This is a genomic window from Nitrospirillum guanabarense (genome assembly GCF_034653355.1).
In the GTDB taxonomy this organism is placed as follows: domain Bacteria; phylum Pseudomonadota; class Alphaproteobacteria; order Azospirillales; family Azospirillaceae; genus Nitrospirillum.
On the sequence record NZ_JAYEER010000004.1, the window covers coordinates 1,674,645 to 1,700,309 of the forward strand.

27 protein-coding genes, 1 other RNA gene and 1 pseudogene are annotated in these 25,665 nt (G+C 68.2%); 8 read left to right on the plus strand and 21 right to left on the minus strand.

Translation table 11 applies throughout. The features are described 5' to 3' along the window. Nucleotides 1–75 precede the first annotated feature (75 nt). From pal to UAA55_RS25800, 15 genes are all read right to left on the minus strand, one after another. Complete coding sequence (pal, locus tag UAA55_RS25730) at nt 76–579, minus strand: peptidoglycan-associated lipoprotein Pal (protein WP_322956346.1); 504 nt, start codon at nt 577–579, stop codon at nt 76–78. 174 nt (nt 580–753) lie between these two features. After that, complete coding sequence (tolB, locus tag UAA55_RS25735) at nt 754–2,088, minus strand: Tol-Pal system beta propeller repeat protein TolB (RefSeq protein ID WP_322956347.1); 1,335 nt, start codon at nt 2,086–2,088, stop codon at nt 754–756. Next, nucleotides 2,088–3,032 (minus strand): hypothetical protein, encoded by a 945-nt coding sequence (locus UAA55_RS25740; RefSeq protein ID WP_322956348.1) that lies wholly within the window; start codon nt 3,030–3,032, stop codon nt 2,088–2,090. The genes tolB and UAA55_RS25740 overlap by 1 nt, the downstream gene beginning before the upstream one ends. A 20-nt stretch (nt 3,033–3,052) precedes the next feature. Further along, nucleotides 3,053–3,502, minus strand: a complete 450-nt coding sequence (gene tolR, locus UAA55_RS25745; RefSeq protein WP_322956350.1) for a protein TolR — start codon at nt 3,500–3,502, stop codon at nt 3,053–3,055. Nucleotide 3,503: 1 nt separating this feature from the next. Further along, a complete protein-coding gene (tolQ, locus tag UAA55_RS25750; RefSeq protein ID WP_322956351.1) occupies nt 3,504–4,232 on the minus strand; it encodes a protein TolQ in 729 nt (242 codons plus the stop codon). Nucleotides 4,233–4,240: 8 nt separating this feature from the next. Beyond that, on the minus strand, nt 4,241–4,822 hold the full coding sequence (locus UAA55_RS25755; RefSeq protein ID WP_322956352.1) for a YbgC/FadM family acyl-CoA thioesterase: 582 nt from the start codon (nt 4,820–4,822) through the stop codon (nt 4,241–4,243). Further along, entirely contained in the window at nt 4,815–5,900 is a 1,086-nt protein-coding gene (ruvB, locus tag UAA55_RS25760; RefSeq protein ID WP_322956355.1) for a Holliday junction branch migration DNA helicase RuvB, read from the minus strand. Before ruvB ends, UAA55_RS25755 begins: the two co-directional genes overlap by 8 nt. Further along, a complete protein-coding gene (gene ruvA / locus UAA55_RS25765) occupies nt 5,897–6,523 on the minus strand; it encodes a Holliday junction branch migration protein RuvA (RefSeq protein ID WP_322956357.1) in 627 nt (208 codons plus the stop codon). Before ruvA ends, ruvB begins: the two co-directional genes overlap by 4 nt. Continuing rightward, nucleotides 6,520–7,044, minus strand: coding sequence for a crossover junction endodeoxyribonuclease RuvC (gene ruvC, locus UAA55_RS25770; protein WP_322956359.1), 525 nt, complete (start codon nt 7,042–7,044; stop codon nt 6,520–6,522). Before ruvC ends, ruvA begins: the two co-directional genes overlap by 4 nt. A 26-nt stretch (nt 7,045–7,070) precedes the next feature. Further along, entirely contained in the window at nt 7,071–7,820 is a 750-nt protein-coding gene (locus tag UAA55_RS25775) for a YebC/PmpR family DNA-binding transcriptional regulator (protein ID WP_322956360.1), read from the minus strand. Between the two features lie 243 nt (nt 7,821–8,063). Next, a complete protein-coding gene (locus UAA55_RS25780; protein ID WP_322956362.1) occupies nt 8,064–8,906 on the minus strand; it encodes a TIGR00282 family metallophosphoesterase in 843 nt (280 codons plus the stop codon). A 26-nt stretch (nt 8,907–8,932) separates the two neighbouring features. Next, the gene (locus tag UAA55_RS25785) at nt 8,933–9,640 is read right to left on the minus strand and encodes a 5-formyltetrahydrofolate cyclo-ligase (protein ID WP_322956364.1); all 708 of its coding nucleotides are present in this window, start codon (nt 9,638–9,640) and stop codon (nt 8,933–8,935) included. Between the two features lie 66 nt (nt 9,641–9,706). Further along, nucleotides 9,707–9,866: non-coding RNA, 6S RNA (gene ssrS, locus UAA55_RS25790), on the minus strand. A gap of 14 nt (nt 9,867–9,880) precedes the next feature. Beyond that, a complete protein-coding gene (locus tag UAA55_RS25795) occupies nt 9,881–10,231 on the minus strand; it encodes a cell division protein ZapA (RefSeq protein WP_145611620.1) in 351 nt (116 codons plus the stop codon). Nucleotides 10,232–10,238: 7 nt separating this feature from the next. Then, entirely contained in the window at nt 10,239–10,496 is a 258-nt protein-coding gene (locus UAA55_RS25800) for a hypothetical protein (protein WP_322956365.1), read from the minus strand. Nucleotides 10,497–10,983: 487 nt separating this feature from the next. Here UAA55_RS25800 and tkt point away from each other — a divergent pair, with 487 nt between their 5' ends. From tkt to thiE, 6 genes are all read left to right on the plus strand, one after another. Next, nucleotides 10,984–12,999: a transketolase gene (gene tkt / locus UAA55_RS25805; protein ID WP_322956366.1), complete on the plus strand. Its 2,016-nt coding sequence runs from the start codon at nt 10,984–10,986 to the stop codon at nt 12,997–12,999. 203 nt (nt 13,000–13,202) lie between these two features. Next, nucleotides 13,203–14,213 carry a type I glyceraldehyde-3-phosphate dehydrogenase gene (gene gap, locus UAA55_RS25810; protein WP_322956367.1) on the plus strand — a complete coding sequence of 337 codons (1,011 nt, stop codon included), beginning with the start codon at nt 13,203–13,205 and terminating at the stop codon, nt 14,211–14,213. 78 nt (nt 14,214–14,291) lie between these two features. Next, nucleotides 14,292–14,693, plus strand: a complete 402-nt coding sequence (locus tag UAA55_RS25815) for a hypothetical protein (RefSeq protein WP_322956368.1) — start codon at nt 14,292–14,294, stop codon at nt 14,691–14,693. A gap of 262 nt (nt 14,694–14,955) precedes the next feature. Continuing rightward, nucleotides 14,956–18,015 carry a ligand-binding sensor domain-containing diguanylate cyclase gene (locus UAA55_RS25820; RefSeq protein WP_322956369.1) on the plus strand — a complete coding sequence of 1,020 codons (3,060 nt, stop codon included), beginning with the start codon at nt 14,956–14,958 and terminating at the stop codon, nt 18,013–18,015. A gap of 176 nt (nt 18,016–18,191) precedes the next feature. Then, nucleotides 18,192–19,121: a class I fructose-bisphosphate aldolase gene (locus UAA55_RS25825; protein WP_004271867.1), complete on the plus strand. Its 930-nt coding sequence runs from the start codon at nt 18,192–18,194 to the stop codon at nt 19,119–19,121. A 4-nt stretch (nt 19,122–19,125) separates the two neighbouring features. Further along, complete coding sequence (thiE, locus tag UAA55_RS25830; protein WP_322956370.1) at nt 19,126–19,755, plus strand: thiamine phosphate synthase; 630 nt, start codon at nt 19,126–19,128, stop codon at nt 19,753–19,755. Between the two features lie 19 nt (nt 19,756–19,774). On the opposite strand, the gene UAA55_RS25835 is transcribed toward thiE, so the two are convergent. The 3 genes from UAA55_RS25835 to epmA form a co-directional block, all read right to left on the minus strand. After that, nucleotides 19,775–20,164, minus strand: coding sequence for a type II toxin-antitoxin system VapC family toxin (locus tag UAA55_RS25835; protein ID WP_322956371.1), 390 nt, complete (start codon nt 20,162–20,164; stop codon nt 19,775–19,777). Beyond that, the gene (locus tag UAA55_RS25840) at nt 20,161–20,469 is read right to left on the minus strand and encodes a hypothetical protein (protein ID WP_322956372.1); all 309 of its coding nucleotides are present in this window, start codon (nt 20,467–20,469) and stop codon (nt 20,161–20,163) included. The genes UAA55_RS25835 and UAA55_RS25840 overlap by 4 nt, the downstream gene beginning before the upstream one ends. Before the next feature lie 75 nt (nt 20,470–20,544). Then, nucleotides 20,545–21,600, minus strand: a complete 1,056-nt coding sequence (gene epmA, locus UAA55_RS25845) for an EF-P lysine aminoacylase EpmA (protein ID WP_322956373.1) — start codon at nt 21,598–21,600, stop codon at nt 20,545–20,547. Between the two features lie 125 nt (nt 21,601–21,725). Here epmA and UAA55_RS25850 point away from each other — a divergent pair, with 125 nt between their 5' ends. After that, nucleotides 21,726–22,655, plus strand: a complete 930-nt coding sequence (locus tag UAA55_RS25850) for a lipid II:glycine glycyltransferase FemX (protein WP_322956374.1) — start codon at nt 21,726–21,728, stop codon at nt 22,653–22,655. 56 nt (nt 22,656–22,711) lie between these two features. On the opposite strand, the pseudogene UAA55_RS31410 reads toward UAA55_RS25850, so the two are convergent. Both UAA55_RS31410 and UAA55_RS25855 read right to left on the minus strand, forming a co-directional pair. Beyond that, nucleotides 22,712–22,801, minus strand: a pseudogene (locus UAA55_RS31410) (hypothetical protein); the annotation flags it as partial. A gap of 63 nt (nt 22,802–22,864) precedes the next feature. Further along, nucleotides 22,865–23,641, minus strand: a complete 777-nt coding sequence (locus UAA55_RS25855) for an MBL fold metallo-hydrolase (protein WP_322956376.1) — start codon at nt 23,639–23,641, stop codon at nt 22,865–22,867. A gap of 82 nt (nt 23,642–23,723) precedes the next feature. Here UAA55_RS25855 and UAA55_RS25860 point away from each other — a divergent pair, with 82 nt between their 5' ends. Beyond that, nucleotides 23,724–24,611 carry a LysR family transcriptional regulator gene (locus UAA55_RS25860; protein ID WP_322956377.1) on the plus strand — a complete coding sequence of 296 codons (888 nt, stop codon included), beginning with the start codon at nt 23,724–23,726 and terminating at the stop codon, nt 24,609–24,611. A 2-nt stretch (nt 24,612–24,613) separates the two neighbouring features. Here UAA55_RS25860 and UAA55_RS25865 read toward each other — a convergent pair whose 3' ends face one another. After that, nucleotides 24,614–25,663, minus strand: a complete 1,050-nt coding sequence (locus tag UAA55_RS25865; RefSeq protein ID WP_322956379.1) for a peptidoglycan -binding protein — start codon at nt 25,661–25,663, stop codon at nt 24,614–24,616. Nucleotides 25,664–25,665 lie beyond the last annotated feature (2 nt).

Below are 25,665 nucleotides of genomic sequence, written 5' to 3' on the forward strand. Positions count from 1 at the left end.
TCGCCAAATAAAAAGGCGCCGTCCGACCTCGCGGGTCGAACGGCGCCCTTTAACTGGCTACCCGTGCGGGGCAGATCAGTTGATGACCGTCACGCCGCGACGGTTCTGCGCCCAGGCGGCCTCGTTGGAACCGAGGACGGCGGGACGCTCCTTGCCGTAGCTGATCACCTGCACGCGGGCCAGGTCAACGCCGGTGGCGGTCAGGTAGTTCTTCACGGCGTTGGCGCGGCGCTCACCCAGGGCGAGGTTGTACTCGCGGGTGCCGCGCTCGTCAGCGTGGCCTTCGATCGTGATGGTGACCGAACCCCACTTCTTCAGCCAGGCGGCCTGCTTATCCAGGGTCGCGGTGGCTTCCGGGGTCAGGTCGAACTTGTCGTAACCGAAGAACACGCGGTCACCAACGTTGACCACGAAGTCTTCCTTGGAACCCGGGACCGGGCCGGTCGGCTTGGCGGCCGGCGGCGTGGTGGTGGTGGTGGCGGTACCGCCGGTGGCGACTTCGGCCTTCTTCTCCGGGGTGGAGGAGCAAGCGGCCACCAGGGCCAGAGCAGCACACAGGCTCAGATATTTCATGCGCATAGTTTGAGACCCCCTACGGACAACTTTAAAGTGGGATTGCTATTATCGCGACCGCGATCTCGATTGAAGTGAGGTGGCGGCGGCAGCTGTCAAGCCGCCACCGCCACTTATTCCCGTCTCTGTAGACCGACAAGTCTTACGTCGCTCTTGCGCTGCGAAAGTACTGTGGCCCTATCACGGAATCAAGGGCGACCAAGCGGGGTCCGAGGCATCCGTAGGCGTTAGCATCTGCCGTTCGTTGCGTCCCGTGAGATCGATGGAGTAGAGGCGGACCTGGCGCTGACGGCCGCCCTCACCCGTCGGCTTTTCCTTAAAATACATGAGGACACGGCCGTTGGGCGCCCACGTCGGGCCCTCAACCAGGTAGCCGGTGCTCAATTCGCGCTCACCGGAACCGTCGGGACGGATCACGCCGATCGAGAACCGGCCACCGTTGATCCGTGTGAAGGCGATGAGGTCACCACGGGGCGACCATACCGGGGTGCCATACTTTCCGGCACCGAAAGTAATGCGTTGAACATTCGTGCCGTCAGCATTCATCGTATAGATCTGTTGACTTCCGCCTCTGTCGGACTCGAAAGTAATTTTACTTCCGTCAGGCGAGAAGGACGGCGCGGTATCAATGGCCGGATTGTCGGTCAGGCGGGTCTGGCGACGGGTGCGCAGGTCCAGCAGGTAGATGTCGGTGTTGCCGTTCTGGGCCAAGCTCATGATGACCTTGTTGCCGTCGGGCGAGAAACGCGGGGCGAAGGTCATGCCCGGAAAGTCACCCAAAACTTCCTGCCGGCCGGTGTCCACGTTGAAGATGTACACCCTAGGCCTGTTGTTGAAGTAACTCAGGTATGTAATTTCCTGAGCCGTGGGCGAGAAACGCGGCGTTAACACCAGCACCCGGCCATCGGTCAGATACAGGTTATTCTCGCCATCCTGGTCCATGATGGCCAGGCGCTTCTGCCGCGCCGTCGCCGGACCTGATTCGGCGATGTAGACGATGCGGGTGTCGAAGTAGCCGTCCTCGCCCGTGATGCGCTTATAGATGGCGTCGGCGATGATGTGGGCGATGCGGCGCCAGCCATCAGGTTGGGTGAAGTAGGCCAGGCCGGTCAGCTGCTGCTGCGCCAGCACGTCGAACAGGCGGAACTCCACCTTCAGCCGGCCATCGGGCTGCACGCTGGCGGTGCCACTGACCAGGGCCTGGGCGTTGATGACCTTCCAGTCGCCGTAGCGCGGCAGGCCATTGGCCAGCTGGTCCGGCGTCTGGATGAAGGCGCGGTGGTCCAGGGGACGGAACAGGCCGGAGCGTTCCAGGTCGGCCTCGACCACGTTGGCGATCTGCGCGCCCACCGCCTCGCCATAGAATTGGGTGACGGCGATGGGCAGCGGTTGGACATTGCCCACAGTGATATCGAGATGCAGCTCGGCCTTGGCCTGAACCGCGACCGCCATGATCATCACGGCAGCCAGGGCGATGGCGCGCCGTAGGGCGGTTAGCGTCTGTCGCGTGGTCATCAGAACATGTCCTTCGGGCTGAACGTGAACACGATGGACCCGGCCCCGCCGTACTTTTCCTTGGGCAGGCGCAAGGTCGAACACTGATCCTTCTGCAGCGCGCGGAGGGTGCTCTCCACGAAGCTGCGGTACGTGGGGTTGGACAGCGAGCCGTTGCCGGACACGTAGTCCACCTTGGTGACGCGCATGGAACTGTCGAAGGTGACGCGGATGTCGGCGCTCATCTTGTCCACATCCTTGCCACCAGCCGGCACGGCCCAGCATCCCGCCAATTGCGAGCGCAGGGCGTCCTGTTCTGACGCCGAAAGATGGTCGGATTGAGGCTGAGCCACCGAGGTCTGCTGTGTCTTCGGTGTGTCTTTCGCCGGCGTGTCCTTCGCCGTCTCCTTGGGCTTGTCTTCCTTCAGCTTGTCCACGTTCTTCAGGATGCTGTCCAGGGACGGCGTATCCTTCTTCGGCGGCTCAGGCTTCTTGGGTTCGGGCTTGGGGGGTTCCGGCTTCGGCACTGGCTTGGGCTGTTCCAGCTCCACCGTCTTCTGCTCTTCCACCTTGGGCACCTCCATCTTCTTGATGGGCAGGGCCTCGGGCTCCGGCGGGGGCGGCGGCGCGGGGGTGGGCTTAGGCGGCTCCGGCTTCGGCGGTTCGGGCGGGGTCGGCTTTTCCGGCACCGTTTCCGGTGGCGGCGGAGTCGGCTCGGCCTCGGCCTGCTGCTGCGGCGGGGTGGGTGGGGTCGGGTCGGGCTGCGGCTCGGGCGCCCTGGGCGCCGGCGGCTGCGGCGTCTCCGGCGGCTTGACCGACGTGTTGGTCAGCTCGCTGATGTCCATCTCCACCGCCACAGGCTCCGACATGACCAGCGGTTCGCTTTTCAGCAAAGGCAGGCCAAGGATCGCCAGCAGCAGCAGCGCGACATGCAGGACGACTGAAAAGATGATGGCCGGACGCATGGGATCGGTCTGGCTTCCTGCTAATGACGGGCCGGGGTGTCAGGCAGTTGCGCGATCAGCGACACCTTCTTGTAGCCGGCGCTGCTGATCGCCCCCATGACCTCGACGATGCGGCCATAGGCCAGGGACTTGTCGCCCCGCACGAAGATGCGGGCGTCGGCGTTGTTCTGGCTGATGGCCTCCAGACGCGGCACCAGGTCGGTCAGGTCCGTCTTGGTCTCGTTCAGGTAGACGTCGCCATTGTCGCGGATGGACACGACCAGCGGCTCGTCCTGGCCCGGGATGGCCTTGGCGTTTGTCTTGGGCAGGTCGACCGGCACGCCCACGGTCAGCAAGGGCGCCGTCACCATGAAGATGATGAGCAGCACCAGCATCACGTCCACCATGGGCGTGACGTTGATGTCGGCCATGGGGCGCGCGCGGCGGCGCCCCCGGCCCGTGGACTGCTTTCCCGACAGCGACGCGCCCATGTCAGCCCCGCTCTTCCAGGTGGCGCTGCAGGATGGCGCTGAATTCTGTCACGAATGAGTCCAGCCGGTCGCCGAAGCGGGCGATGTCGGAGGAGAACTTGTTGTAGGCGATGCTGGCCGGGATGGCCGCCACCAGGCCCAGGGCCGTGGCGAACAGCGCCTCGGCGATGGAGGGGGCCACGACCGCCAAGCTGGTGTTGCCGGCCGCCGCGATGCTGGTGAAGCTGTGCATGATGCCCCACACCGTGCCCAGCAGGCCGACGAAGGGGGCATTGGACCCGACGGTGGCCAGCACGGTGATGTAGCGTTCCGTCTGCGCCATCTCGCGGCTGACGGTCACGGACATCACGCGCTCGATGCGCTGGGCCAGGTTGGCGCGCATGGCGCCGGAGGAGGTCAGCCCGCGCTCGTTGGCGTGGCGCCATTCGCGCATGCCGGCGGCGAAGGTGGCGGACAGCGGGTCGCTGGGGGCCTTGCCCACCTCCTCATACAACTGGTCCAGCGAGCCGCCGGACCAGAACTGCTCCTCGAAATCGGCGGCGGCGGCCTTCATGCGGCGCAGCTTGACCGACTTGTCGAAGATGATGGCCCACACCCAGACCGAGGCCGCCAGCAGCCCCAGCATGATGGCCTTGACCAGCCAGTTGGCCGTCATGAACAGGCTGAGGGCCGACAGGTCCGCCGTCGGATTGGCGCCCAGGGCCACGAAATTCATGATCAGATGCTGCATCGCCACTCTCACTCTTCGGACGGGGCGTCCGCCGACGCGCCGTCACCCTTCGAATTGATCTTTTCGCCGTTGCCCCGACCTACCCCCAAACGGGCGAAGGCCTGCGCCACCGGCGTTGGGACCCGCACCGCCCGGCCTTGGGCGTTGATGCAGGCCAGTTTCAGGCTCAGCCGGACCAGGGTCTGGTCCTCCCCCGTCACCGTATCCGGGGTCGCCGCGCCGGGCGGCACAATGCCACCACTTTGTGGCCGGTATATGGTCTGTTCCGCTAAAACCGTTGCACCGGTGACACTGGTGATGCGGCTGCGCACCAGAAGTGTGTCCTCCAGCCGCGCCGGGGCCAGAAAGTCCATGGTGCAGCGGCGCACGGCGAAAGCGACGCCGGTCGCCGCCACCTGTTCCGCATGCGGCACCCCCAGCACGCGCAGCATCTCCGTCCGCGCCCGCTCGGCATAGCGCAGGTAGTTGGCGTGGTAGACGATGCCGCCGGCATCCGTGTCCTCGTAATAGACACGGACGGGGAAGTGGTGGACGTCGCCCACCATATGGCCGGAGAGATGGCCCCCAAGCAGGTCAAGGGCCTCAGACATCCAGCCCCTCCTCCGCGTCCGGCCCTTCCACGTCCATGGGCCCCAGCAGGTCCAGCTGGCGCGCCGGGGTGGCCACGGGGGCGGGCAGGCCCAGATAGCGATAGCCCATGTCGGTCAGCAGGCGGCCACGCGGCGTGCGCTGCAGCAGGCCCTGCTGGATCAGATAGGGCTCGATCACCTCTTCCAGCACGTCGCGCTGTTCCGACAAGGCGGCCGCCAGCGTCTCCACCCCCACCGGGCCGCCACCGTAATTGTTGGCGATGCAATTGAGATAGCGCCGGTCCATGGCGTCGAAGCCCAGGCGATCGACCTCCAGCCGGGTCAGGGCGATGTCGGCCGCGCGGGCGTCGATCTCGGTGGCGCCGGCCACGGCGGCGAAGTCGCGCACCCGTCGCAGCAGGCGTCCGGCCACGCGCGGCGTGCCGCGTGAGCGGCGCGCGATCTCCAGCGCCCCTTCCGGCAGCAGCGTCATGTCCAGCAGGCGGGCGGCACGGCCGACGATCAGCTGCAGCTCCTCCGGCTCATAGAACTGCATGCGCAGGGGAATGCCGAATCGCTCCCGCAAGGGGCGGGTGATGAGGCCGGATCGGGTGGTGGCGCCCACCAGGGTGAAGGGCGGCAGGTCGATGCGGACGGAACGCGCGGCCGGCCCCTCGCCAATGATGAGGTCCAGGTGGAAATCCTCCATGGCCGGGTAGAGGATTTCCTCCACCGCCGGAGACAGGCGGTGGATCTCGTCGATGAACAGCACGTCATGCGGCTGCAGGTTGGTCAGCAGGGCCGCCAGATCGCCGGCCTTGGCGATGACCGGGCCGGAAGTGGCGCGGAACCCGGCCCCCATCTCCTTCGCCACGATCTGGGCCAGCGTGGTCTTGCCCAGGCCGGGCGGGCCGAACAGCAGCACATGGTCCAGCGACTCGCCCCGTGAGCGGGCGGCCTGGATGAAGATGGACAGGTTCTCGCGCACTTGGCGTTGGCCGGTGAAATCGGCCAGGGACAATGGACGCAGCGACACGTCCTGCCCATCCCCCGCGGCCCGTTCGCGGCTCACCAAACGGTCCGACTCCGGGCCGCTCATGCGCTCAGTTCCTTGAGGCCGGCACGAATCAGTTCGGAAACACCGGCCTCAGGCCCCAGACGGGTGGCGCAAGTGGTGACGGCGGCGAAGGCCTCCAGCCGCTTGTAGCCCAGGTTGACCAGGGCGGAAACGGCGTCGGCCACGGCGCCGTTGGCGGCGGGGGCCGCCGCCGCATCCGTCTTGCCGGCCGGCGTGCCAGCCAAGGTGGGGGTCAGCGCCAGGGCCGGCACCTTGTCCTTCAGCTCGCTGATCATGCGGGTGGCCAGCTTCGGCCCCACGCCGTCGGCCTGTGTCAGCGCTGTCTTGTCCTGGGCCATCAGGGCCTGGGCGATCTGCTCCGGCGACAGCACGGACAGCACGGCCAGGGCGACGCGGGCGCCCACCCCCTGCACCGTGGTCAGCAGGCGGAACCAGTCCCGCTCCGCCACGTCGGCGAAGGCGAACAGCTGCATCTTGTCTTCCGACACCCACATCTCGGTCAGGACCGAGACGGCCTCCCCCACCCCGCCCAGGCGGCGCAAGGTGCGGGAGGAGGCGGAGACGAGATAGCCCACCCCACCCACGTCGATGATGGCCCAGTCCAGGCCGGTGCTGTCCAAAAGACCTTTTAGTTTCGCGATCATCGCGCCGCCCCCGCCATGATGCCGCCTATCAGGCGCCGGGTCTGGCTGTGGTGGGCGTGGCAGATGGCGACGGCCAAGGCGTCGGCCGCGTCCGCCTTGGACAGCTGGAAGCCCGGCAGCAGCATGCGCACCATGGCCTGCACCTGCGTCTTGTCGGCATGCCCCGCGCCCACCACCGACTTCTTCACCAGGTTGGGCGGGTATTCCGACACGGACAGCCCCTCCCGCGCCGGGGCCAGCAGGGCGATGCCCCGCGCCTGCCCCAGCTTCAGGGTGGAGACGGGGTTCTTGTTCACGAAGGTCTCTTCCACCGCCGCCTCGTCCGGCGTCCAAGTCCGGATGACGTCCTGCAGGCCTTCGTACAGGGTGACGAGACGGCGGGCCAAGTCGTCCCGGTCGTCGGAGTGCACGACCCCGTCGGCGACATGCGTCAACCGGTTGCCCGAGACGTCGATGACGCCCCAGCCCATGTTGCGCAAGCCCGGATCAAGGCCCAGCACGCGGATCGACCGATCCCCCATGGCCGCCGTCCCCCTTCCCGTCCGGCTTAGCCCAGCTTCTCCAGAAGCTCCGGCGACAGCTCGAAGTTGCCGATGACGTTCTGCACATCGTCGCTGTCGTCCAGCACGTCCAGCAGCTTCAGCAGGCTCTGCGCCGCGTCTTCCGACGGGGCCACCGTGTTCAGCGGCTGCCAGGTCAGCTTGGCGCCTTCGGGCGCGCCGAACTTGGCTTCCAGCGCGTCGCGCACCTCGCCCAGGCTATCGACACCGGTGATGATGGAGTGGCTCTCCCCATCGCTGCTGACATCGTCGGCGCCCGCCTCGATGGCGGCTTCCAGCACGGTGTCGGCATCCGCCACGCTGGCCGGATAGGTGACCAGGCCGATGCGGTTGAACATGAAGCTGACCGAGTTGGTCTCGCCCAACGTGCCGCCGTGCTTGGAGAAGGCGGAGCGCACTTCCGAGGCGGTGCGGTTGCGGTTGTCGGTCAGCGCCTCGACGATCAGGGCGACGCCTCCGGGGCCGTAGCCCTCGTACCGCACCTCATCATAATTGGTGTCGTCGCCGGCGCCGGGCGTGCCCTGCTTGATGGCGCGGTCGATGCGGTCGCGCGGCATGTTCTGCACGCGGGCGGCCTGGATGGCGGCGCGCAGGCGCGGGTTGTGCCCCGGGTCGGGCAGGCCCGCCTTGGCGGCCACGGTGATTTCACGCGCAAGCTTGTTGAACAGCTTGGACCGCTTGACGTCCTGGGCGCCCTTGCGGTGCATGATGTTCTTGAACTGTGAATGTCCAGCCATGGGACCCTGAACTCTATATGGGGTTGAGCGGGGGTATATCCGGGCAGCTTGTACCACATGTTGTGGCATCAGGCACGCCCAGGGACAGGCCTGGGGGCGAAGCTTGCCACAGGCTTGTCACAGGACCGTGCTTTCCGTCCGAGTTACGGCCGCTTTATGGCGGAATTCCGGCGACGCCGCCAAGGAGGTTTCTGCAATGCTAACCGGAAAGGCGGCGGGCGACGGGGCGAAAGTGCGGCCGACTCAGGCCAGCTTGGGGGCCAGCTTAGGCATGGCCTGCGACAGGCGGCCGCCCACGCGCACCGCCTCGGCCCGCACGGCCAGGCCGGTGCGATCGTCCGTTTCCACGAAGACACCGCAGACGCTGACGGTGGCGTCGTTCTCCGCCGGGGTCAGGCGGTCGGTCGGCAGCTTGCGCGTCAGGCGCAGCACCGCCGCCTCCTTCTTCATGCCGATGACGCTGTCATAGTCGCCGCACATGCCGGCGTCGGTCTGGTAGGCGGTGCGGCCGTTCAGGATCTGGGTGTCGGCCGTGGGCGTGTGGGTGTGGGTGCCCACCACCAGAGTGACGCGGCCGTCGCAGAAATGGCCCATGGCCATCTTTTCCGACGAGGCCTCGCCATGCACGTCGATGACGATGGCGTCGGCGGCGTTCGGGCCCAGGCGGTAGGTGCGCAGCACCTTCTCCACCGCGGCGAAGGGATCGTCCAGGGCATCCATGAACAGGCGGGCCATGACGTTGACCACCAGCACCTTGCGCCGGCCGTCACGGGTGGGCAGCAGCGAGGCGCCGCGACCGGGCGTGCCCTCGGGGTAGTTCAGGGGGCGCAACACGTTGGGCAGGCGGTCGATCTGGCCCACCAGTTCCTTCTGGTCCCAGACATGGTTGCCGGTGGTCAGGCAGTCGACCCCGGCGACGAAGAATTCCTGCGCGATCTTCTCGGTGATGCCGAAGCCGCCGGCCGCGTTTTCACCGTTCACGATGACGAAGTCCAGGGACAGCGCCTTGCGCAAGTCCGGCAAGTGCCGCAACACGCCGTCACGGCCGCTGCGGCCCACCACGTCACCCAGGAACAACAGACGCATGACCCAACCCCAGATGAAAACCAATGCTAGCGCTTGCGCCGCTGCCCGGCCCGAACGGCGTAGCGCTCGGTGACGATCCAATCCAAGCCCTGGTCATGCGCGTCGCAGGGCACCTTGTCCAGTTCCTGATCGGCGAAGGCGATGCCCACCGCCTGGATGGCATGCTCGCGCCGCAGCAGAGCCAGGGTGCGGTCGTAGAAGCCGGCGCCATAGCCCAGGCGCCGCCCCCGGCGGTCGAAGGCCAGCAGCGGCACCAGCACCACGTCGGGCACCACGCCGCCGCCACCGGGTGCCGCCTCTTCCATCGGCGCCGGCACGCCCATCTTGTCGGGCGACAGCAGCGTGCCGGGCAGCCAACGGCGGAACAGCAAGGGTTGGCCCTTGGCCTGGCAGACGGGCAACGCCGCCTTCACCCCGGCGGCGACCACGCGGTGCATCAGCGGTCGCGGGTCGATCTCATCCCCCACGGGCCAATAGAAGGCGATGGTGAGGCCCACCGGGGCCAGGCCGTCGGTGATCTGGGGCAGCGCGCCCAGGAAATTGTCGGCCAGCGCCTTGGAGGCCGCGGCGCGGTCCAGCTCCAGCTCCGCGCGCGCCCGGCGGGCCGAGACCCGCACCGCCTTCTTGGCGGCGCGTGCCGCCTCCTCCGTCAGCAGGGCCGCCGGGCCTGTGGCCGGCGCCGCGGCACCAGGGGCTGGGGAAGCGTCATGGGTACGGGAGGCGGTGGCGGTCACGGGCGGATAAGGCCCTCGTAAGGACAGGCCCGGCATCAAGCGGGGCGGGAGGGGAAAGAGGGTCTGGAAGGAGCCGCGACGGCCGATGGACAAGCGTATCCTCCACGGCCTGCCAAGGCAGGTGGGAGCCATATGTCCGACACCACGGCGTCGGCAGGGACAGCCCCCTAGAGGATTGGGTATCGGCCCTGGGGATAATGCGTCCTGTCGAGCCGCGCAGCCCCCTTCCAGACGATTAATTTAGGAGCGATCGAGCCGCGCCGCAATGTCTTCGATGCGCTTGGCCAGGCTGTCGACGGCCGCGATGACGCTATCGTCCTCTGCGCGGGGCGCAGGGGTCGCTTCCTGCACCGGGGCCGGCACGGGCCGGCGCGGGCCGCCCAGCTCGGCGCGCAGGTCGAAAATCTCGTCCGCCAGCATGAGGGCCGTCAGCACCAGCAGCTGCGTCTCGCTGCCGCCGGAAGCGTCGTGCGCCACCTCGCGCAGGCGGGCGTCAACATAAGAGCCAAGCTCGCGCAGGCGCTGCTCCTGGCCATCGTCGCAGGCCAGGCCATAAGGGCGTCCATTCAGGATGATGTCCACGCGGGCCATCTTCTAATCAGTCCTCCAGCACCGCACGCAACTGGCCGATGGTCCGGTCCAGCCGCTCCGACAAGGCCGCGGTCGCTGCCTTGGCCCCCTGCTCCCGCCCTTCCGCCGCCGCCAGCGCCCGTTCCAGCTGGGCGATGCGGGCCTTGGCCGCCCCATCGACATCACTGGAAACGACCGCGGGCTGCGCCAGGCGTCGTTCCAGCGCCCCGTCCAGCACAAGGACGGCGGCATCCAGACGTTCCAGCGCGGTCTTCAGGCGTTCCATGGGACGAGACGGGTCCGATAGCCAATGGAAGGGAGGTCGGGTGCAAATAAGATGGATAAGCTCTGGCGTCGAATAAAGAAAGAAAGCGGTCGAGACCAGCGAAAAAAACCGCGCGGACAGATGATTAGGCCCCGGCGCACGGGCGACCGGATCTCGAATGGGAAAGCCCGGCGGGAAAGGCCCGCTGGATACAGGCGTTAACGCTGGCCGCGCTTGCAGTTTTCGGAGGGCCCCGGACCTTGACGCGGCAGGCGGTGGCGGTCATGGTGCCGCCCGCCCCTCGCGCCTGGACTGTGCGCGCACGACGCCCTTAAAGAAGGCGGTGCGGCGGCGCAACTCATCGGGAGCATCGGGCCCTGGATCGTCTCCCGGGAATGCCCTTCCCGTGGCGGTCGTCCCGGTTGAATCCGCCGGAGCAGGCGCCCTGTCGGCTGCCCTTCCGGCCTTCTGAGCACAGCGCATCCGCTTGATGAAAGGCCCTCTGCCCATGTCGTCCCAGCCCGCAACCGGAGATGCCGTCGGGGCCGTTCCCCACAAGGATCTCGCCACCGCCATCCGCGTCCTGGCCATGGACGCCGTGGAAGCGGCCAAGTCGGGCCACCCCGGCATGCCCATGGGCATGGCCGATGTCGCCACCGTGCTGTTCACCCAGTTCCTGAAGTTCGATCCCAAGCGCCCCGACTGGGCCGACCGCGACCGCTTCGTGCTGTCGGCCGGCCACGGCTCCATGCTGATCTACGCGCTGCTCTACCTCACGGGGTATGAGGACATCGACCTTGAGCAGATCAAGAAGTTCCGCCAGCTGGGCGCCCGCACCGCCGGCCACCCGGAATACGGCATGGCCCGCGGGATCGAGATGACCACGGGCCCGCTGGGCCAGGGCATCGCCACCGCCGTGGGTATGGCCCTGGCGGAGCGTCACCTGAACGCCCGCTTCGGCGACGTCCTGGTCGACCACCACACCTATGTCATCGCCGGCGACGGCTGCCTACAGGAAGGCGTCAGCCATGAGGCCGCGTCGCTGGCCGGCCACCTGGGCCTGGACCGCCTGATCGTCCTGTGGGACGACAACAGCATCTCCATCGACGGCCCCACCAACCTGTCCTTGTCCGAGGACGTGAAGGCCCGCTTCGTCGCCTATGGCTGGGACGTGCAGGCCGTGGACGGCCATGACCCGGTGGCGGTCGCGGCAGCCATCGCCCAGGCCAAAACCACCAGCACCCCGTCGCTGATCGCCTGCCGCACCACCATCGGCCTGGGCGCCCCGACCAAGGCCGGCAAGAACTCCAGCCACGGCTCGCCCCTGGGGGCGGCCGAGATCGCCGGCGCCCGCGCCGCCTACGGCTGGGAGCATGGCCCCTTCGAAATCCCGGCCCCCATCCTGAACGCCTGGCGCCAATACGGCGCCCGGGGTGCCGCCGCCGCCGGCGCTTGGGACCAGCGCCTGGCCGCCGCCGACAACAGCCTGGGCGCCGCCTTCAAGGCCGCCCAGTCGGGTGACGCGCCGGCCGAGCTGGACGCCGTCATCGCCGCCTTCAAGCGCGCCACCAGCGAGGCCCGCCCCAGCGTGGCCACCCGCCAGGCCTCGGGCAACGTGCTGGACGCCATCTTCGACGTGGTGCCGGAACTGATCAGCGGCTCCGCCGACCTGACCGGGTCCAACAACACCCGCACCAAGGGTGTCGTCAGCCTGCAGCGCGACAAGTACGAGGGCCGCTACATCCACTATGGCGTGCGTGAGCACGCCATGGCCGCCGCCATGAACGGCATGGCCCTGCACGGCGGCCTGATCCCGCTGAGCGGCACCTTCCTATGCTTCGCCGACTACAGCCGCCCGGCCATCCGCCTGGGCGCCCTGATGAAGCAGCGCGTGGTGCATGTCATGACCCACGACAGCATCGGCCTGGGCGAGGACGGCCCCACCCACCAGCCGGTGGAGCATATGGCGGCCCTGCGCGCCATCCCCAACCTGCTGGTCTTCCGCCCCGCCGACCAGGTGGAGACGGCGGAGTGCTGGCAGCTGGCGCTGCGGTCCAAGACCCGCCCGTCGGTCCTGGCGCTGACCCGCCAGAACCTGGCCACCCTGCGCACCGAGCACACCGACGAGAACCTGACCGCCAAGGGCGCCTACGTCCTGCGCGAGGCTGAAGGCGGGGTGGCCAAGGTGGTGCTGCTGGCCACCGGCTCGGAAGTGGAGATCGCCGTGCAGGCACGCGATGTGCTGCAGGCCGAGGGCGTGCCCACGCGCGTCGTCTCCATGCCCAGCTGGGAGCTGTTCGTGGAACAAGGCGAGGCCTACCGAGCCCGGGTGCTGGGCGGTGACGACGTGGTCCGCGTCGGCGTCGAAGCCATGGTGCGCATGGGCTGGGACCGCTGGATCGGCCCCAAGGGCGGTTTCGTCGGCATGCCCGGCTTCGGCGAGTCGGGGCCGTACAAGGAGCTGTACCACCACTTCGGCATCACCGTCGACGGCGTGGTCGCGGCCGCCAAGGCCCGTCTCTGAGGTGAGTACCCAAGGCGGGGCTCCGACAACCAAACCGGGGCCCCCGCTTTGACACGAGCGTCCGGATGAGACGTCCCACTATGGTAGGCCTGCCATGCAAGCCCCATAGCGCCTAAAACGACGGCGTGACGTTTACCATCTTCAAGGTTTCAGCATAGCCGGCCCGATCCCTGGGGCGGTTCAACGATGTCGGAGGAAGACACATGGCTGTTCGTGTTGCCATCAACGGGTTCGGGCGCATCGGCCGTCTGGTGCTGCGCGCCATTTACGAAAGCGGCCGCAAGGACGTCGAGGTGGTCGCCATCAACGACCTGGCCGACGCCAAGACCAACGCCCACCTGCTGAAGTACGACAGCGTGCACGGCCGCTTCCCCGGCACGGTCGAGGTGGTGGACGGCAACCTGGTGGTCAACGGCCACACGATCAAGGTCGTGCAGGAACGCGATCCGACCAAGCTGCCCTGGGGCGACCTGGACATCGACGTGGCCATGGAATGCTCGGGCATCTTCACCTCGCGGGAAGGCGCCTCCAAGCACCTGGCCGCCGGCGCCAAGAAGGTGCTGATCTCCGCCCCCGGCACGGATGAGGACATCACCGTCGTCTATGGCGTGAACCACGACAAGCTGACGGCGGAACACAAGATCGTCTCCAACGCCAGCTGCACCACCAACTGCCTGGCTCCGGTGGCCTACGTGCTGAACAATGCCATCGGCATCGAGCACGGCTTCATGACCACCATCCACAGCTACACCGGCGACCAGAACACGGTCGACACGATGCACAAGGACCTGCATCGCGCCCGCGCCGCGGCCCTGAACATCATCCCGACCTCCACCGGCGCCGCCAAGGCCGTGGGCAAGGTGCTGCCGGAGCTGAAGGGCAAGCTGGACGGCACCTCGCTGCGCGTCCCCACCCCCAACGTCTCGGTCGTGGACTTCAAGTTCGTGGCCAAGAAGGCCACCACGGTCGAGGAAGTCTCGGCCGCCATCAAGGCCGCCGCTTCCGAGGGCCCGCTGAAGGGCATCCTGGGCGTCTATGCCGAACCGCTGGTGTCCACCGACTTCAACCACGACCCGCACTCGTCCATCTTCGCGCTGAACGAGACCAAGGTCATCGACGGCACCTTCGTGCGCATCATGACCTGGTACGATAACGAGTGGGGCTTCTCCAACCGCATGAGCGACACCGCCGTCGCCCTGCACAAGGTTGGCTGATCCCAATCGGGATCGAGTAGGATGAAGGGCGCTGCGGCCATGCCGCGGCGCCCTTTTCCTTTCAGGATTTGCACCGCCGTGAGCCCCCCCATCCGCGTCCTGCGCCTGGACGACGCCCGCGCCGCCTTGGCGGCGGCCGCCGGCGCGCCCGTCCGCCTGGTCAGCGCGCCGGACGCGGGCGGCGCGCTGGGCGCCGGCGGCTGGCGCGCCCTGCTGGACGTCCTCGCGGCCGAGTTCCCAGGGGCGCCCTTGGTGGCCGTGCTGGATTGCGGCGCCGCCGCCGGCCATGCGCTGGCCGCCATGGCGCTGGGCATCCCCGACATCGCCTTTTCCGGCGACCCGGCCGCCGCCGCGCGCCTAGCCGACATCGCCAGCGGACAGGGCGCACGGCTGCACCCGCCGGAACCGGTTGAAGCCCTGGACCTTCGCGGCCTGCGCGACCCGGTGGCGGCCTGCCGCGCCTGGCTGGCACAGCCCTAACCTTCACCCTTCAGGATTAGGCAACCATTATTGTAATTCACCAATATTGAGCAAATTCACTTTCTGTTAAGTGTCGATCTATTAAATATGGCGCTGATACCAGCCCATGTTCCCCAGGACATGCTTAGTCATAAGCCTGGCGATCCATCATCAATCGACCTGTCCAGAAAGCTTGATCGCGTGTACATCTAGCAATCTGGCGGATGATTTGGGGTTTCCGGGAACCGTTGTGCGGCAATTACGACAAATCCTGACTATATTCTTGGTCGCGCCGCTGATGGTCGGCGGTGGCGCCGCCAGGGCGGCGGCCACAGGGTGGGAGCGGCTGCACGCCACCCTTTTCAGCAACGTCGGCCGCGAGTCCGGCCTGCCGCATCCCATCGCCATGGCCCTGGCGCAGGACAGCGACGGCTTCGTCTGGGTGGGCACCCAGGGCGGCCTGTCCCGCTATGACGGCTACCGCTTCCGCACCTTCCTGCACCAGGACGGCGTGCCAGGCAGCCTTCCCGGCAATGTCATCACCGCCCTGGTTCCCGCCACCGCCGGCCGGCTGTGGGTATCCACCGCCACCGGCAATGTCGCGCGCTACGACCCCGCCACCGGCCAGTTCCAGGATCTTCCCGAGCCGGCGGGCCAGCCGGCGCGCGGCGGCGTGCTGAGCATGGTCGGCGACGGTGACGACGGCATCTGGGTCGGCACCAACGCGGGGCTGGAGCATGTGGACGCCGCTGGCGCGGTGACGCGGGAGGCGCATCGCGACGGGGACCCCACCTCCGCCCCCAGTGACCGCATCCGCGCCCTGCTGCGCACCCGTGACGGCACCCTGTGGATCAGCACCGTCACCGGCCTGATGCGCCGGGCGACCGGGGCCAGCGCCTTCACGCCCGTTCCCCTGACGGACGCCCATGGCCAAGGAGTGACGGACGAGGTCGTCGCCCTGACCCAGGACAGTGCCGGACGGGTGTGGTTCGCCACCGTGCGCTCCGGCCTGGGCCGCGTCCTGCCCGGCCCCTCGGACGTCTCCATCGACCCACCCGCCGCTGGTGCATGGGGCCCCGCCCGACTGGTGCCGGAGGCCAGCCCCCAGGCGCTGGGTGGCCCGCTGGTGTTCTGCCTGACCGAGGGCCGGCCGGGCGAGGTCTGGGTGGGGCGGGTGGCCGGCGGCATCACGATCATCGACGCCGCCACCGGCGCGTTACGCACCCTGCGCCACAATCCGTTGGCGCCCACCAGCATCGCCGACGACAGCGTCCACGCCCTGATGCGCGATCGCACGGGCATGCTATGGGCCGCCACCAACCTCGGCGTCAGCCGCACCGACCTGCGCATCGACGCCGTCGACACCCTGTTGCCGGACCCCAGCGCCGGCGGCCTGCCGGACGCCAACGTCCTGGGCATCACCACCACGCCGGATGGCCGGGCCTGGATGGGGTTCAAGGACCATGGGGCCGCCCTGCTGGACCCAGCCGCCGGCACGGTCACGCCGCTGCCGAACGTCGCCTCCCTGCCCCCGGGCGGCGTGGTCAGCATCACCGGCGCCCTGGACGGCGGCGTCTGGCTGGGGGCTGGCGCGGGGCGGGCCCTATTCCGCCACGATCCCAGCACCGGCGCCCTGGAGCAGCACCCCTTCCCCGGCCAGGTCGTCAGCCCCATGATCTACGGCCTGGCGGAGGGCGACGCCCTGTGGTTCGGCGCCGGCCCCCTGGTGCGTTACGCGCCCACGACGGGAAAGGCCACGGTGTTCCGGCACGCCGCCGACGACCCGGCTTCGCTGGTCGATGACAGCGTCAACGTCATGCTGCCGGACGGCGCCGGCGGCCTGTGGGTGGGCACCCGACACGGCCTGGACCGCATGGAGGGGACCACCGGCGCCTTCGGCCATTATCTGCACGACCCGGCCGCCCCCCACTCCCTGCCGGCGGATCTGATCACCACGCTGCTGATGGATCGCCATGGCCGATTGTGGCTGGGGACGCTGGGGGGTGGCATCGGCGTGCTGGAACAGCCAGCGGGGCCCGATCACCCCCGGGGCGTCTTCCGGCGCCTGACCATGGCCGACGGCCTGCCCAACGACAATATCGGCACCCTGCTGATGGACGGCAGCGGCCGGGTGTGGGCCAGCACGGCCGACGGCCTGGCCGTCATCGACCCCGAAACCTGGGCCGCGCGGGCGCTGGGCCGGGCCGACGGCGTCGCCATCCCCGCTTATTGGATTCATTCCGGCGCCGCCCTGCCCGACGGCAGCCTGATCTTCGGCGGCGGCGGCGGCGCGACGGTGGTGCATCCGGATCGCTACAAGCCAAAAACCGAGCGGCCCCCCGTAGTGATCACCGCCGTGCGCGTCGCCGGCCGGCCGGTGCCCGTCGGAACCATGGCGGCGCCTGTACCCCTCCGCCTCGCCCCCGGCGACCGTAGCGTGGAGATCTCCTTCGCCGCCCTGGACTACTCCGCACCGGAGGACATCCGCTATGCCTACACGCTGAGCGGCTTCGACGAGAGTTGGACGGATGCCGACACCACCCAGCGCGTGGCGGCCTATACCAACCTGCCGCCGGGTCGTTACAGCCTGCTGATCAAGGCGGGCAACCGGGCGGGCGACTGGTCCGCGCCCGTGACGCTGTCCATCGAGGTGCTGCCGGCCTGGTGGCAGACGCTGTGGGCCAAGCTGGCCGCCGTCGCGCTGGCGCTGGGCGGCGTCGTGGCCCTGGTGCAGGCCCGTACCACCTATTTGCGCCGCCGCCGCGCCGTGCTGGAGGCGCAGGTGGCCCGCCAGACCCGGGATCTGCTGGCCGCGAACGAGCGCCTGAAGGATCTGGCCAACCGCGACCCGCTGACGGAAATCCACAACCGCCGCCACTTCATGGAACTGGCGGAGGCGGCGCTGGTCCTGGCCCGGCCGACCGGGACGCCCGCCGCCCTGCTGATGATGGACATCGACCACTTCAAGCAGGTCAACGACACCCTGGGCCACAGCGCGGGCGATGAGGTGCTGTTGGCCGTGGTGGCCCGCATCCGCGCCCTGCTGCGCAAGACCGACGTCTTCGCCCGCCTGGGCGGTGAGGAATTGGCCCTGTTCATGCCCGACGCGGACGAGGATGCGGCGCTGGCGGTGGCCGAGCGGCTGCGCCGGGCCGTGGGCGACACGCCCTATGACATCGAGGGAGCCGGCGTCATCGCCGTGACGGTCAGCATCGGCGTGGCGGCAGGCGTCCCCACCCTGCCGTTGAAGGAACTGCTGGACCGGGCGGACCACGGCCTGTACGCCGCCAAACGGGCTGGCCGCGACCGGGTGGCGGCTTATGTCGATGGCAACCGGCAATAACGCGGCGCGCGGCCCCAGCAAAATCACTAGTCGCCCGTCGCTTTTGGCGGAAATCTGCCATGATCTCGCCCCGACCTTGGGGCAGATTGCCAAGCACCCGATGCTGGGATATCAACCCGGCATCACGCGTACAATAAACACAAACATTTCAAAACAAACTCGGGGATACCGTAACCATGAAGCTGACCCGCCGCGTTAAGGAAATCCTTTCCTGGTACGAGAGCGACAATCCCGGCACCAAGGCCAACCTGGCCCGTATCCTGATGGAAGGCCGCCTGGGCGGCACCGGCAAGATGGTCATCCTGCCCGTCGACCAGGGCTTTGAGCATGGCCCCGCCCGCAGCTTCGCGCCCAACCCGCCGGCCTACGACCCGCACTATCATTTCCAGCTGGCCATCGACGCCGGCCTGAACGCCTACGCCGCCCCCCTGGGCATGCTGGAGCAGGGCGCCGCCACCTTCGCGGGCGCCATCCCCACCATCCTGAAGATGAACAGCTCCAACAGCCTGTCGCGCGGCGGCGACGCACCGGACCAGGCGGTGACCGCCACCGTGGCCGACGCCCTGCGCCTGGGCTGCTCCGCCATCGGCTTCACCATCTACCCCGGCTCCGACGCCATGTTCGACCAGTTCGAGGAGTTCCGCGAACTGTCGGCCGAGGCCAAGGCCTGCGGCCTGGCCACCGTGCTGTGGTCCTACCCGCGTGGCGGCGACCTTGACAAGGACGCGGAGTTGGCGATCGACATCAGCACCTACGCCGCCCACATGGCGGCGCTGCTGGGCGCCCACATCATCAAGGTGAAGCTGGCCACCGACCACCTGGGCAACAAGGAGTCCAAGAAGGTCTACGAGGCCAAGGGCATCGCCCGGTCGACCCAGGCCGAGCGCGTGGCCGACGTCATGCGCTCCGCCTTCAACGGCAAGCGCCTGGTGGTCTTCTCCGGCGGTGCGGCCAAGGGTGAGGACGCGGTGTTCGACGACGCCCGCGCCATTCGCGACGGCGGCGGCAATGGCTCCATCATCGGCCGCAACAGCTTCCAGCGCAGCCGTGAGGACGCGCTGGCCCTGCTGGACCGGATCGTTCGCATCTACCAGGGCAAGGAATAAGTTTTTGAAGGCTGATTGCCGTCTGTACCTGGTGACGCCGCCGGCCCTGGAGCCGGCGGCGTTCGCCGTAGACCTGGCCGCGGCCCTGGACGCGGGCGACGTCGCCTGCGTCCAGCTGCGCCTGAAGGATGTGGACGACGACACCGTGCGTCGCGCCATCGACGTGCTGCGCCCAATCGCGCAAAGCCGCGAGGTGGCCTTCATCCTGAACGACCACCCCCGCCTGGCCCGCGAGACGGGCTGCGACGGCGTACACGTCGGCCAGGCCGACACGCCCTACCGCGAGGCGCGCAAGATCATGGGCGCCGACGCCATCGTCGGCGTCACCTGCCACGACAGCCGGCACCTGGCCATGGTGGCGGGCGAGGACGGGGCGGATTACGTCGCCTTCGGCGCCTTCTTCCCCACCGGCACCAAGGAGACGGAGCATCGGGCCACGCCCGACCTGCTGACCTGGTGGCAGGAGATGATGGAAATCCCCTGCGTCGCCATCGGCGGCATCACGCCGGAGAATTGCGGCGACCTGGTGCGCGCCGGCGCCGACTTCCTGGCCGTGGTCTCCTCCGTCTGGCGTCACCCGGAGGGGCCGGGTGCTGCGGTGCGGGCCTTCAACAAGGCCATCGCGGAAGCGTGACGTGACGCATACCCGGCGCCTACAGCGCCGGGATCACATCGGTCTTGGAAAAGTCATCGCCAACGAAAAGCAGCGGCAGGTTGCGTTCCCACGCCAGGGCATAGGCGTAACAATCGCCCATGTTCAGCCCCGCCGGGTGGACGCCCTTCCCCCAGCGATCATAGGCATCGGCGACACGGCGCGCCTCATTCGCGGTGATCGGAACCACGGTCATTGCCTGACGGCCAGCCAGGAGTTCCAACAGATCTCCAAGCCCTTTACGCCGCGCAACGATCAACGCCTCCGCCAGAGTTCCCGCGCTGATGAACATTTGATCGGCACGCTCCAGGCAAGCTTCGCATTCATCCGCCCGAGGACCATCCCGGATGATTTCGATCAACGCTGAACTATCCACCACGATGGATATCATCCGGGCAGGCCATCCTCATCGTAGAGAAAATCCTGACTCCTGGCGGCATCGAATGCTTCTCCGCTTGAACGGCGCCGGGCTTCTTTCAATATTTCGCGCAGGAAGGCGTTACGCCGTTCCTTTTCCACCTGCCATTCCGCTTCTGACAATTGCGCAGTGACATCAGCTTCCTCTCGCGTGACGTAGTCGGCGATCGCGTCCGCAGCTAAAGCCGACTGCCCCCGCCGGGTCACAGTCGCGAGTTGGCTCAAGCGCGCCGTAACATCGGAAGGAAGCTCGACCACCAGTGTCGCATTACGTGCCATACCCCACTCCCGCCACTATCGTTGCCCATGGAGCAACTCCACTATACGCCAGCCCCGCCCCCGAGTCGAATCACCTCACGGCAGCACCACCGGCGCCCACAGCACGTCGTCGATGCCGGCGGCGTTGGTGGCCAGCATGACCAGGCGGTCGAAGCCCAGCGCGATGCCGGCGCAGTCGGGCAGGCCGAACTCCAGGGCCGCCAGGAAATCGGCGTCGATGGGATAGCGCTCGCCATACAGTGCCTGCTTCAAATCCATATCGGCCTCGAAACGAGCCTTTTGAAGGGCGGCGTCCGTCAGCTCCCCGAAGGCGTTGGCCAGTTCCACGCCACAGGCGTACAGCTCGAACCGCTCGGCCACGCGGCCATCTTCCGGCTTGGGACGCGACAGCGCGGCCATGGAGACGGGATAGTCGGTCAGGAAGGTCGGCCGGCCCATGCCCAGGTGTGGCTCGATGCGGTCCAGGCTGATGCGGAAGAACAAATCCTCCCAACTGTCGCCGTCATGGGCGTGGATGCCCACGGCCTCGGCCGCCTGGGCCAGCAGGGTCACGTCGGGCCGGGCGGGGTCTGGCGCCGTCGCCAGCAGATCAATGCCGACATGGCGCTGGAACGCCTCCTGCACCGTCAGCACCTCCCACGCCGCGGCCGGGTCGCAGGTGAGGTCGCCCCGGCGCAGGGTGTCGACGCCGGCGGCGGCGCACAGCGCCCGGGTCAGGCCGATGCAGTCGTCCATCAGGTCGCGGTAGCCGGCCCCCACCCGGTACCACTCCAGCATGGTGAATTCCGGGCTGTGTGTGGGGGAGCGCTCGCCGTTCCTGTAGACATGCGCCAGCTGGAAGATGCGCGGCAGGCCCGCCACCAGCAGCTTCTTCATGGTGAATTCCGGACTGGTGTGCAGGCGCAGGGTCAGCCGGTCGTCCGGGTGACCGCCCACCAATTCGGTGGCGAAGGCCATCAGGTGCGGCTCCAACCCCGGGGACACCTGCAGGGCGGGCGTCTCCACCTCCTCAAAGCCCTCATCCTCGAACCAGCGGCGCAGGGCGCGGGTCATGGCGCCGCGCGCCTTGAGATTGGCGGCCCGCCGGGCCATGCGGTCGGGATGCCACCAGGGCCGGGTGGGGGTCTTCATGGCTGGTGGTCCTTCCACGACAAGCGATATGCTGGGCGGCATACCGTTCCAACCCGCCGCTGTCGAGTCCCCCTTGGTGAAGCCTGCCCCCTCCCCCCGCTGAAAGCCAGGCCCCCAACATCACCTTGCGCTGGGAGGGGGCCCGCATCAGCGAATGGAACGCCCTGCTGAAACGGGTGCCGCGCAGCAGCCTGACCCAATGCTTCGGCTACGCCACCGCCATGATGACGGTGGAGGGCTGGAAGCCGCGCCTGGGCATCTTCGAGCGGGACGGCCAGCCCATCGGCTTGGTGCTGGTGTTGGAGAAGCGGCTGGCCCGAGCCGTCCGCGTCGCCAAGATCCACCGGGGTCCCCTGCTGGTGCCGGAGGCACAGGACTGGGGCATCGTGGGCGTGGCCTACCGGCTGCTGCGCCAGGCCTACCCCACCGCCCTGCTGCATTGGCCCAGCGTCATCGCCGAGCTGCCGGCCGGCCCCCTGGCCGCCACAGCGCTGACCTGGGCCGGCTGGCGCCATCAGCCGGGCCCGGGCTATCGCACCATCTGGCTGAACCTGACGCCGGACGAAGCGAGCTTGCGCGCCGGGCTGGACCCCAAATGGCGCAACAAGCTGCGCCAGGGCGAGAAGTCGGGCCTGGTGGTGGAGGTGGACCGCGACGGCGCCACCCTGCCCTGGCTATTGGAAAAGCATGAGGCGAGCCGTAAGGAGCGCAAATACCGCGCCGCCGGCAGTAAGCTGCTGACCCGCCTACGCACCGCCATGCACAAGGACGGCGACGTGCTGGTCCTGCGCGCCCTGTTGGACGGCGAGCCGGTGGCGGGCGTGCTGATCTTCGGCCACGGCGTGGCCGGGACCTACCAAGTGGGATGGAGCGGCCCGGAAGGCCGCCGCACCCGTGCCCACCACCTGCTGCTGTGGCGGGCCTGCCTGGAACTGAAGGCCCAAGGCCGCGTCGCCTTCGACCTGGGCGGCCTGACGCCCGACGTGGAGGGCATCAACACCTTTAAGCGCGGCCTGGGCGGGGAAGAGGTGGAGTTGGCGGGCGTGTGGAACTGAGCCGGCTGCCCGCCGTCACATTGTCAGCACGATGCGGAACTTCGCCTCATTGCGCATCATGCGGTCATAGGCCGGGCGGGCGTCCCGCCCTCCACCGTCATCGCGTCGGTGTGGCAGATGCCGCAGGCCTCCACCCGGATACGGACTTGGCCGGGGCCGGGATACCTGCACCGCCCTGTACGTCTTCGTCGTCATGGAAGGAATCCTGCTTACAGCGTGAACCGGGTGGCGATACCCCGTTCCAGGGGCGTCAGGCGGCCGGCGACGCCCAAGGTGGAAAAGGTGGCGGCCAGCTGGGCGGCGCTTTCCTTGAAATGCACCCAGCCCTCGTTATGGACGGCGACCAGGGCGGACTCGGGGAAGGCCCGCGCCGCCTCCAACGCGTCGTTGCTGTCCATGGTCATGTGGAAACGGCCACGCGGCTCGGCGGCACCGGTGAACAGCATCACCACCTTGGGCGTGAACCGATGCGCGACCTCAGCCGTGCCCTCATACCAAACGGTGTCGCCCGTGACGTAGAGGGCGTCACCCGGCCGTTCCACCCCCAGTAGAAAGCCGGCCACATCGCCGGAAATGGGCTCGATTCCCACGGGACCGTGCCGCGCCGGCGTGGCGGTGATGAACAGGCGCCGGCCATCGTCACCCCACAGTTCGCGGGTCTCGAACGGCGCCAATCCCACCGCGTTGCCATCCAACCGATGGGCGCCGGCCGGGGTGGTGTAAGTGATGGGCACGGTGGGCAGCAGGGCGCGACCGCTGTTGTCCAGATTGTCGAAATGCTGATCGTGGCTGAGCAGCACGGCATCCAGTGGACCGATCTCGGCCGGCGACAGGGCCGGACCCGACGTCTTCTCGAAGCGCACCGGCGTTTCGCGATACAGGCCCGGCGGATCGAACGTGGGGTCGGTCAGCAAGCGGAAGCCGCCGACCTCGATCAGGGTGGTGGGGCCCCCGATCAAGGTCAGCATCAAGCCGGAAGGGGTCATCGCGGGGTCTCCTCTGTAATCGCGCGGCACGAGGCAGAGGTAGGCGGTCGCGGCCTGCGAGAAAATTCGCTAGTTTCTCACAATGGCTGATCAAATTCGCACAGCGCCCGATTGGGAAGACGTCCGCGTCTTCATCGCCCTTGCCCGCCACGGCAGCCTGTCGGCGGCGGCGCGCGCCCTGTCCGTCAATCACGCCACGGTGGCGCGCCGCGTCGCGGCCCTGGAACAGGCGCTGGGCGAGCGGTTGGTGGAACGGCGGCCGGATGGCTATGCGCTGAGCCAGGCTGGCCAGCGGGCCCTGATCGCCGCCACCGATATGGAAACGGCCGCGGCCACCCTGGGCCGGGGCGATGCCGAGGCGGGCCCCCGGGGGCTGGTGCGCATCAACACCACGCCGGGCTTGGCCCAAGGCTTCCTGGTGGACCGTCTCGCCAGCCTGCCGGCGCGATATACCAGCCTGGATGTCGAGGTGGCCGCCAATATTCGTGCTGTGAGCCTGGAGCGGCGGGAGACCGACATCGCCCTGCGCCTGGCGCGCCCGCAGGATGGCGACGTCATCGCCCGGCCCATGGTGGCCGTGGCCTTCGGCTTTTATGCCACGGAAGATTGGTGCCGGCGGCTGGCTGAGGGAGCGCCCCCCACCTTCGTCGGCTTCGACGAGACCAACCGCCATCTGCCGGAGGCGCTCTGGCTGGCGCGGCACTTTCCGCGCGCCCGCGTCGCCGTGCGCGTCGGCAACCAGTTCGCGCAGGCCGCCGCCGCCCGTGCCGGCGCCGGTATCGCGCTGCTGCCGCATGTCAACGGCCGCATGGCACCCGGCCTGGTGCTCTGCCCTTTGGGCCCGCCGCCGCCGGCGCGCACCCTATGGCTGGTCACGCGCCGTCAGGACGACAGGGAACCGGCCATCCGCACGGTGACCGATTTCCTCATCAACCTGTTCAAAGAGGAACAGGCGCTGTTTGAAGATTAGCGCTAGCGCTGGTCCAGCTTCAGCTCGATGCGGCGGTTGCGGGCACGGACGTCGGGGGTGTCGCCCGGTTCCAGCGGCTGGAACTCGCCGAAGCCGGTGGAGGCCAGGCGCTCCGGCGCGACACCCTGCTGGATCAGGAACTTCACCACCGCCGTGGCGCGGGCTGACGACAGTTCCCAGTTGCTGGCGAAGGCGGGGGTGTGGATGGGCACGGCATCGGTATGGCCGTCCACGCGCAGGATCCAGTTCAGATCCTTGGGAAATTTCTTGGAGATGTCCAGCAGCGTCTTGGCCAGGCTGGCCAGCTGCTTGCGGCCCCGGTCGCCCAGCTCAGCACTGCCGCTGTCGAACAGCACCTCGGACTGGAAGACGAAGCGGTCGCCGACGATGCGGATGTCCGGCCGGTCGCCCAGCACCTCGCGCAGCTTGCCGAAGAATTCGGAGCGGTAGCGGGCCAGTTCCGCCACCTTGCCGGCCAGGGCGGCGTTCAGCCGTTTGCCCAGGTCAACGATCTGGACCTGTTGCTCCTTGTCCTTCTGCTCAGACGCCGCCAGCGCGGCGTTCAGCTGCGCCAGTTGCTGGCGGAGCGCCGCCAGCTGCTGGTTCAGCAGGTCGACCTGCGCCTTGGCCTGGGCGCTGACGTTCTTCTCGTTGTCCAGTTCCGCCTGCTTGGCGCCGGCGGCATCGGTCAGGGCCTGCACCTGGGTGGCCAGGTCGTCCTTGGCCTTGCCGGCCGCGTCGAGGTCCGCCTGCAACTGGGTGTTCTTGGTCAGCGACGCCTGCAGCTGCTCCGTCAGGGTCGCCATCTCGGCGGCCAGCTTGGCCTTGTCCGCCTGTTCCATGGCCAATTGGTCGGCCAGCAGCGCGATGCGGCTGGTCAGCTGGGCCAGCGCCTCATCCTTGCCGTGCAGGAGGGAGGTGAGCGCGAACTGTGACAGCACGAACACCATCAGCAGGAAGACGATGACCATGACCAGGGAGGACAGGGCGTCCACCCAACCGGGCCAGATGTCGAGATGGCGGCGCGAGGCCCGCCGGCCGATGCCCGCCATGG

Excerpts from the sequence above, each read along its gene's own strand:
- UAA55_RS25855 (WP_322956376.1), bottom strand. The coding sequence starts at position 23,641 with ATGACCCCTTCCGGCTTGATGCTGACCTTGATCGGGGGCCCCACCACC.
- UAA55_RS25780 (WP_322956362.1), bottom strand. The coding sequence starts at position 8,906 with ATGCGTCTGTTGTTCCTGGGTGACGTGGTGGGCCGCAGCGGCCGTGAC.
- ruvA (WP_322956357.1), bottom strand. The coding sequence starts at position 6,523 with ATGATCGCGAAACTAAAAGGTCTTTTGGACAGCACCGGCCTGGACTGG.
- UAA55_RS25800 (WP_322956365.1), bottom strand. The coding sequence starts at position 10,496 with ATGGAACGCCTGAAGACCGCGCTGGAACGTCTGGATGCCGCCGTCCTT.
- UAA55_RS25755 (WP_322956352.1), bottom strand. The coding sequence starts at position 4,822 with ATGTCTGAGGCCCTTGACCTGCTTGGGGGCCATCTCTCCGGCCATATG.
- UAA55_RS25835 (WP_322956371.1), bottom strand. The coding sequence starts at position 20,164 with ATGATATCCATCGTGGTGGATAGTTCAGCGTTGATCGAAATCATCCGG.
- epmA (WP_322956373.1), bottom strand. The coding sequence starts at position 21,600 with ATGAAGACCCCCACCCGGCCCTGGTGGCATCCCGACCGCATGGCCCGG.
- UAA55_RS25775 (WP_322956360.1), bottom strand. The coding sequence starts at position 7,820 with ATGGCTGGACATTCACAGTTCAAGAACATCATGCACCGCAAGGGCGCC.
- pal (WP_322956346.1), bottom strand. The coding sequence starts at position 579 with ATGCGCATGAAATATCTGAGCCTGTGTGCTGCTCTGGCCCTGGTGGCC.
- UAA55_RS25860 (WP_322956377.1), top strand. The coding sequence starts at position 23,724 with ATGGCTGATCAAATTCGCACAGCGCCCGATTGGGAAGACGTCCGCGTC.
- UAA55_RS25865 (WP_322956379.1), bottom strand. The coding sequence starts at position 25,663 with ATGGCGGGCATCGGCCGGCGGGCCTCGCGCCGCCATCTCGACATCTGG.
- tolR (WP_322956350.1), bottom strand. The coding sequence starts at position 3,502 with ATGGGCGCGTCGCTGTCGGGAAAGCAGTCCACGGGCCGGGGGCGCCGC.
- UAA55_RS25795 (WP_145611620.1), bottom strand. The coding sequence starts at position 10,231 with ATGGCCCGCGTGGACATCATCCTGAATGGACGCCCTTATGGCCTGGCC.
- UAA55_RS25840 (WP_322956372.1), bottom strand. The coding sequence starts at position 20,469 with ATGGCACGTAATGCGACACTGGTGGTCGAGCTTCCTTCCGATGTTACG.
- gap (WP_322956367.1), top strand. The coding sequence starts at position 13,203 with ATGGCTGTTCGTGTTGCCATCAACGGGTTCGGGCGCATCGGCCGTCTG.
- tolQ (WP_322956351.1), bottom strand. The coding sequence starts at position 4,232 with ATGCAGCATCTGATCATGAATTTCGTGGCCCTGGGCGCCAATCCGACG.
- tolB (WP_322956347.1), bottom strand. The coding sequence starts at position 2,088 with ATGACCACGCGACAGACGCTAACCGCCCTACGGCGCGCCATCGCCCTG.
- ruvB (WP_322956355.1), bottom strand. The coding sequence starts at position 5,900 with ATGAGCGGCCCGGAGTCGGACCGTTTGGTGAGCCGCGAACGGGCCGCG.
- ruvC (WP_322956359.1), bottom strand. The coding sequence starts at position 7,044 with ATGGGGGATCGGTCGATCCGCGTGCTGGGCCTTGATCCGGGCTTGCGC.
- UAA55_RS25740 (WP_322956348.1), bottom strand. The coding sequence starts at position 3,032 with ATGCGTCCGGCCATCATCTTTTCAGTCGTCCTGCATGTCGCGCTGCTG.
- UAA55_RS25825 (WP_004271867.1), top strand. The coding sequence starts at position 18,192 with ATGAAGCTGACCCGCCGCGTTAAGGAAATCCTTTCCTGGTACGAGAGC.
- tkt (WP_322956366.1), top strand. The coding sequence starts at position 10,984 with ATGTCGTCCCAGCCCGCAACCGGAGATGCCGTCGGGGCCGTTCCCCAC.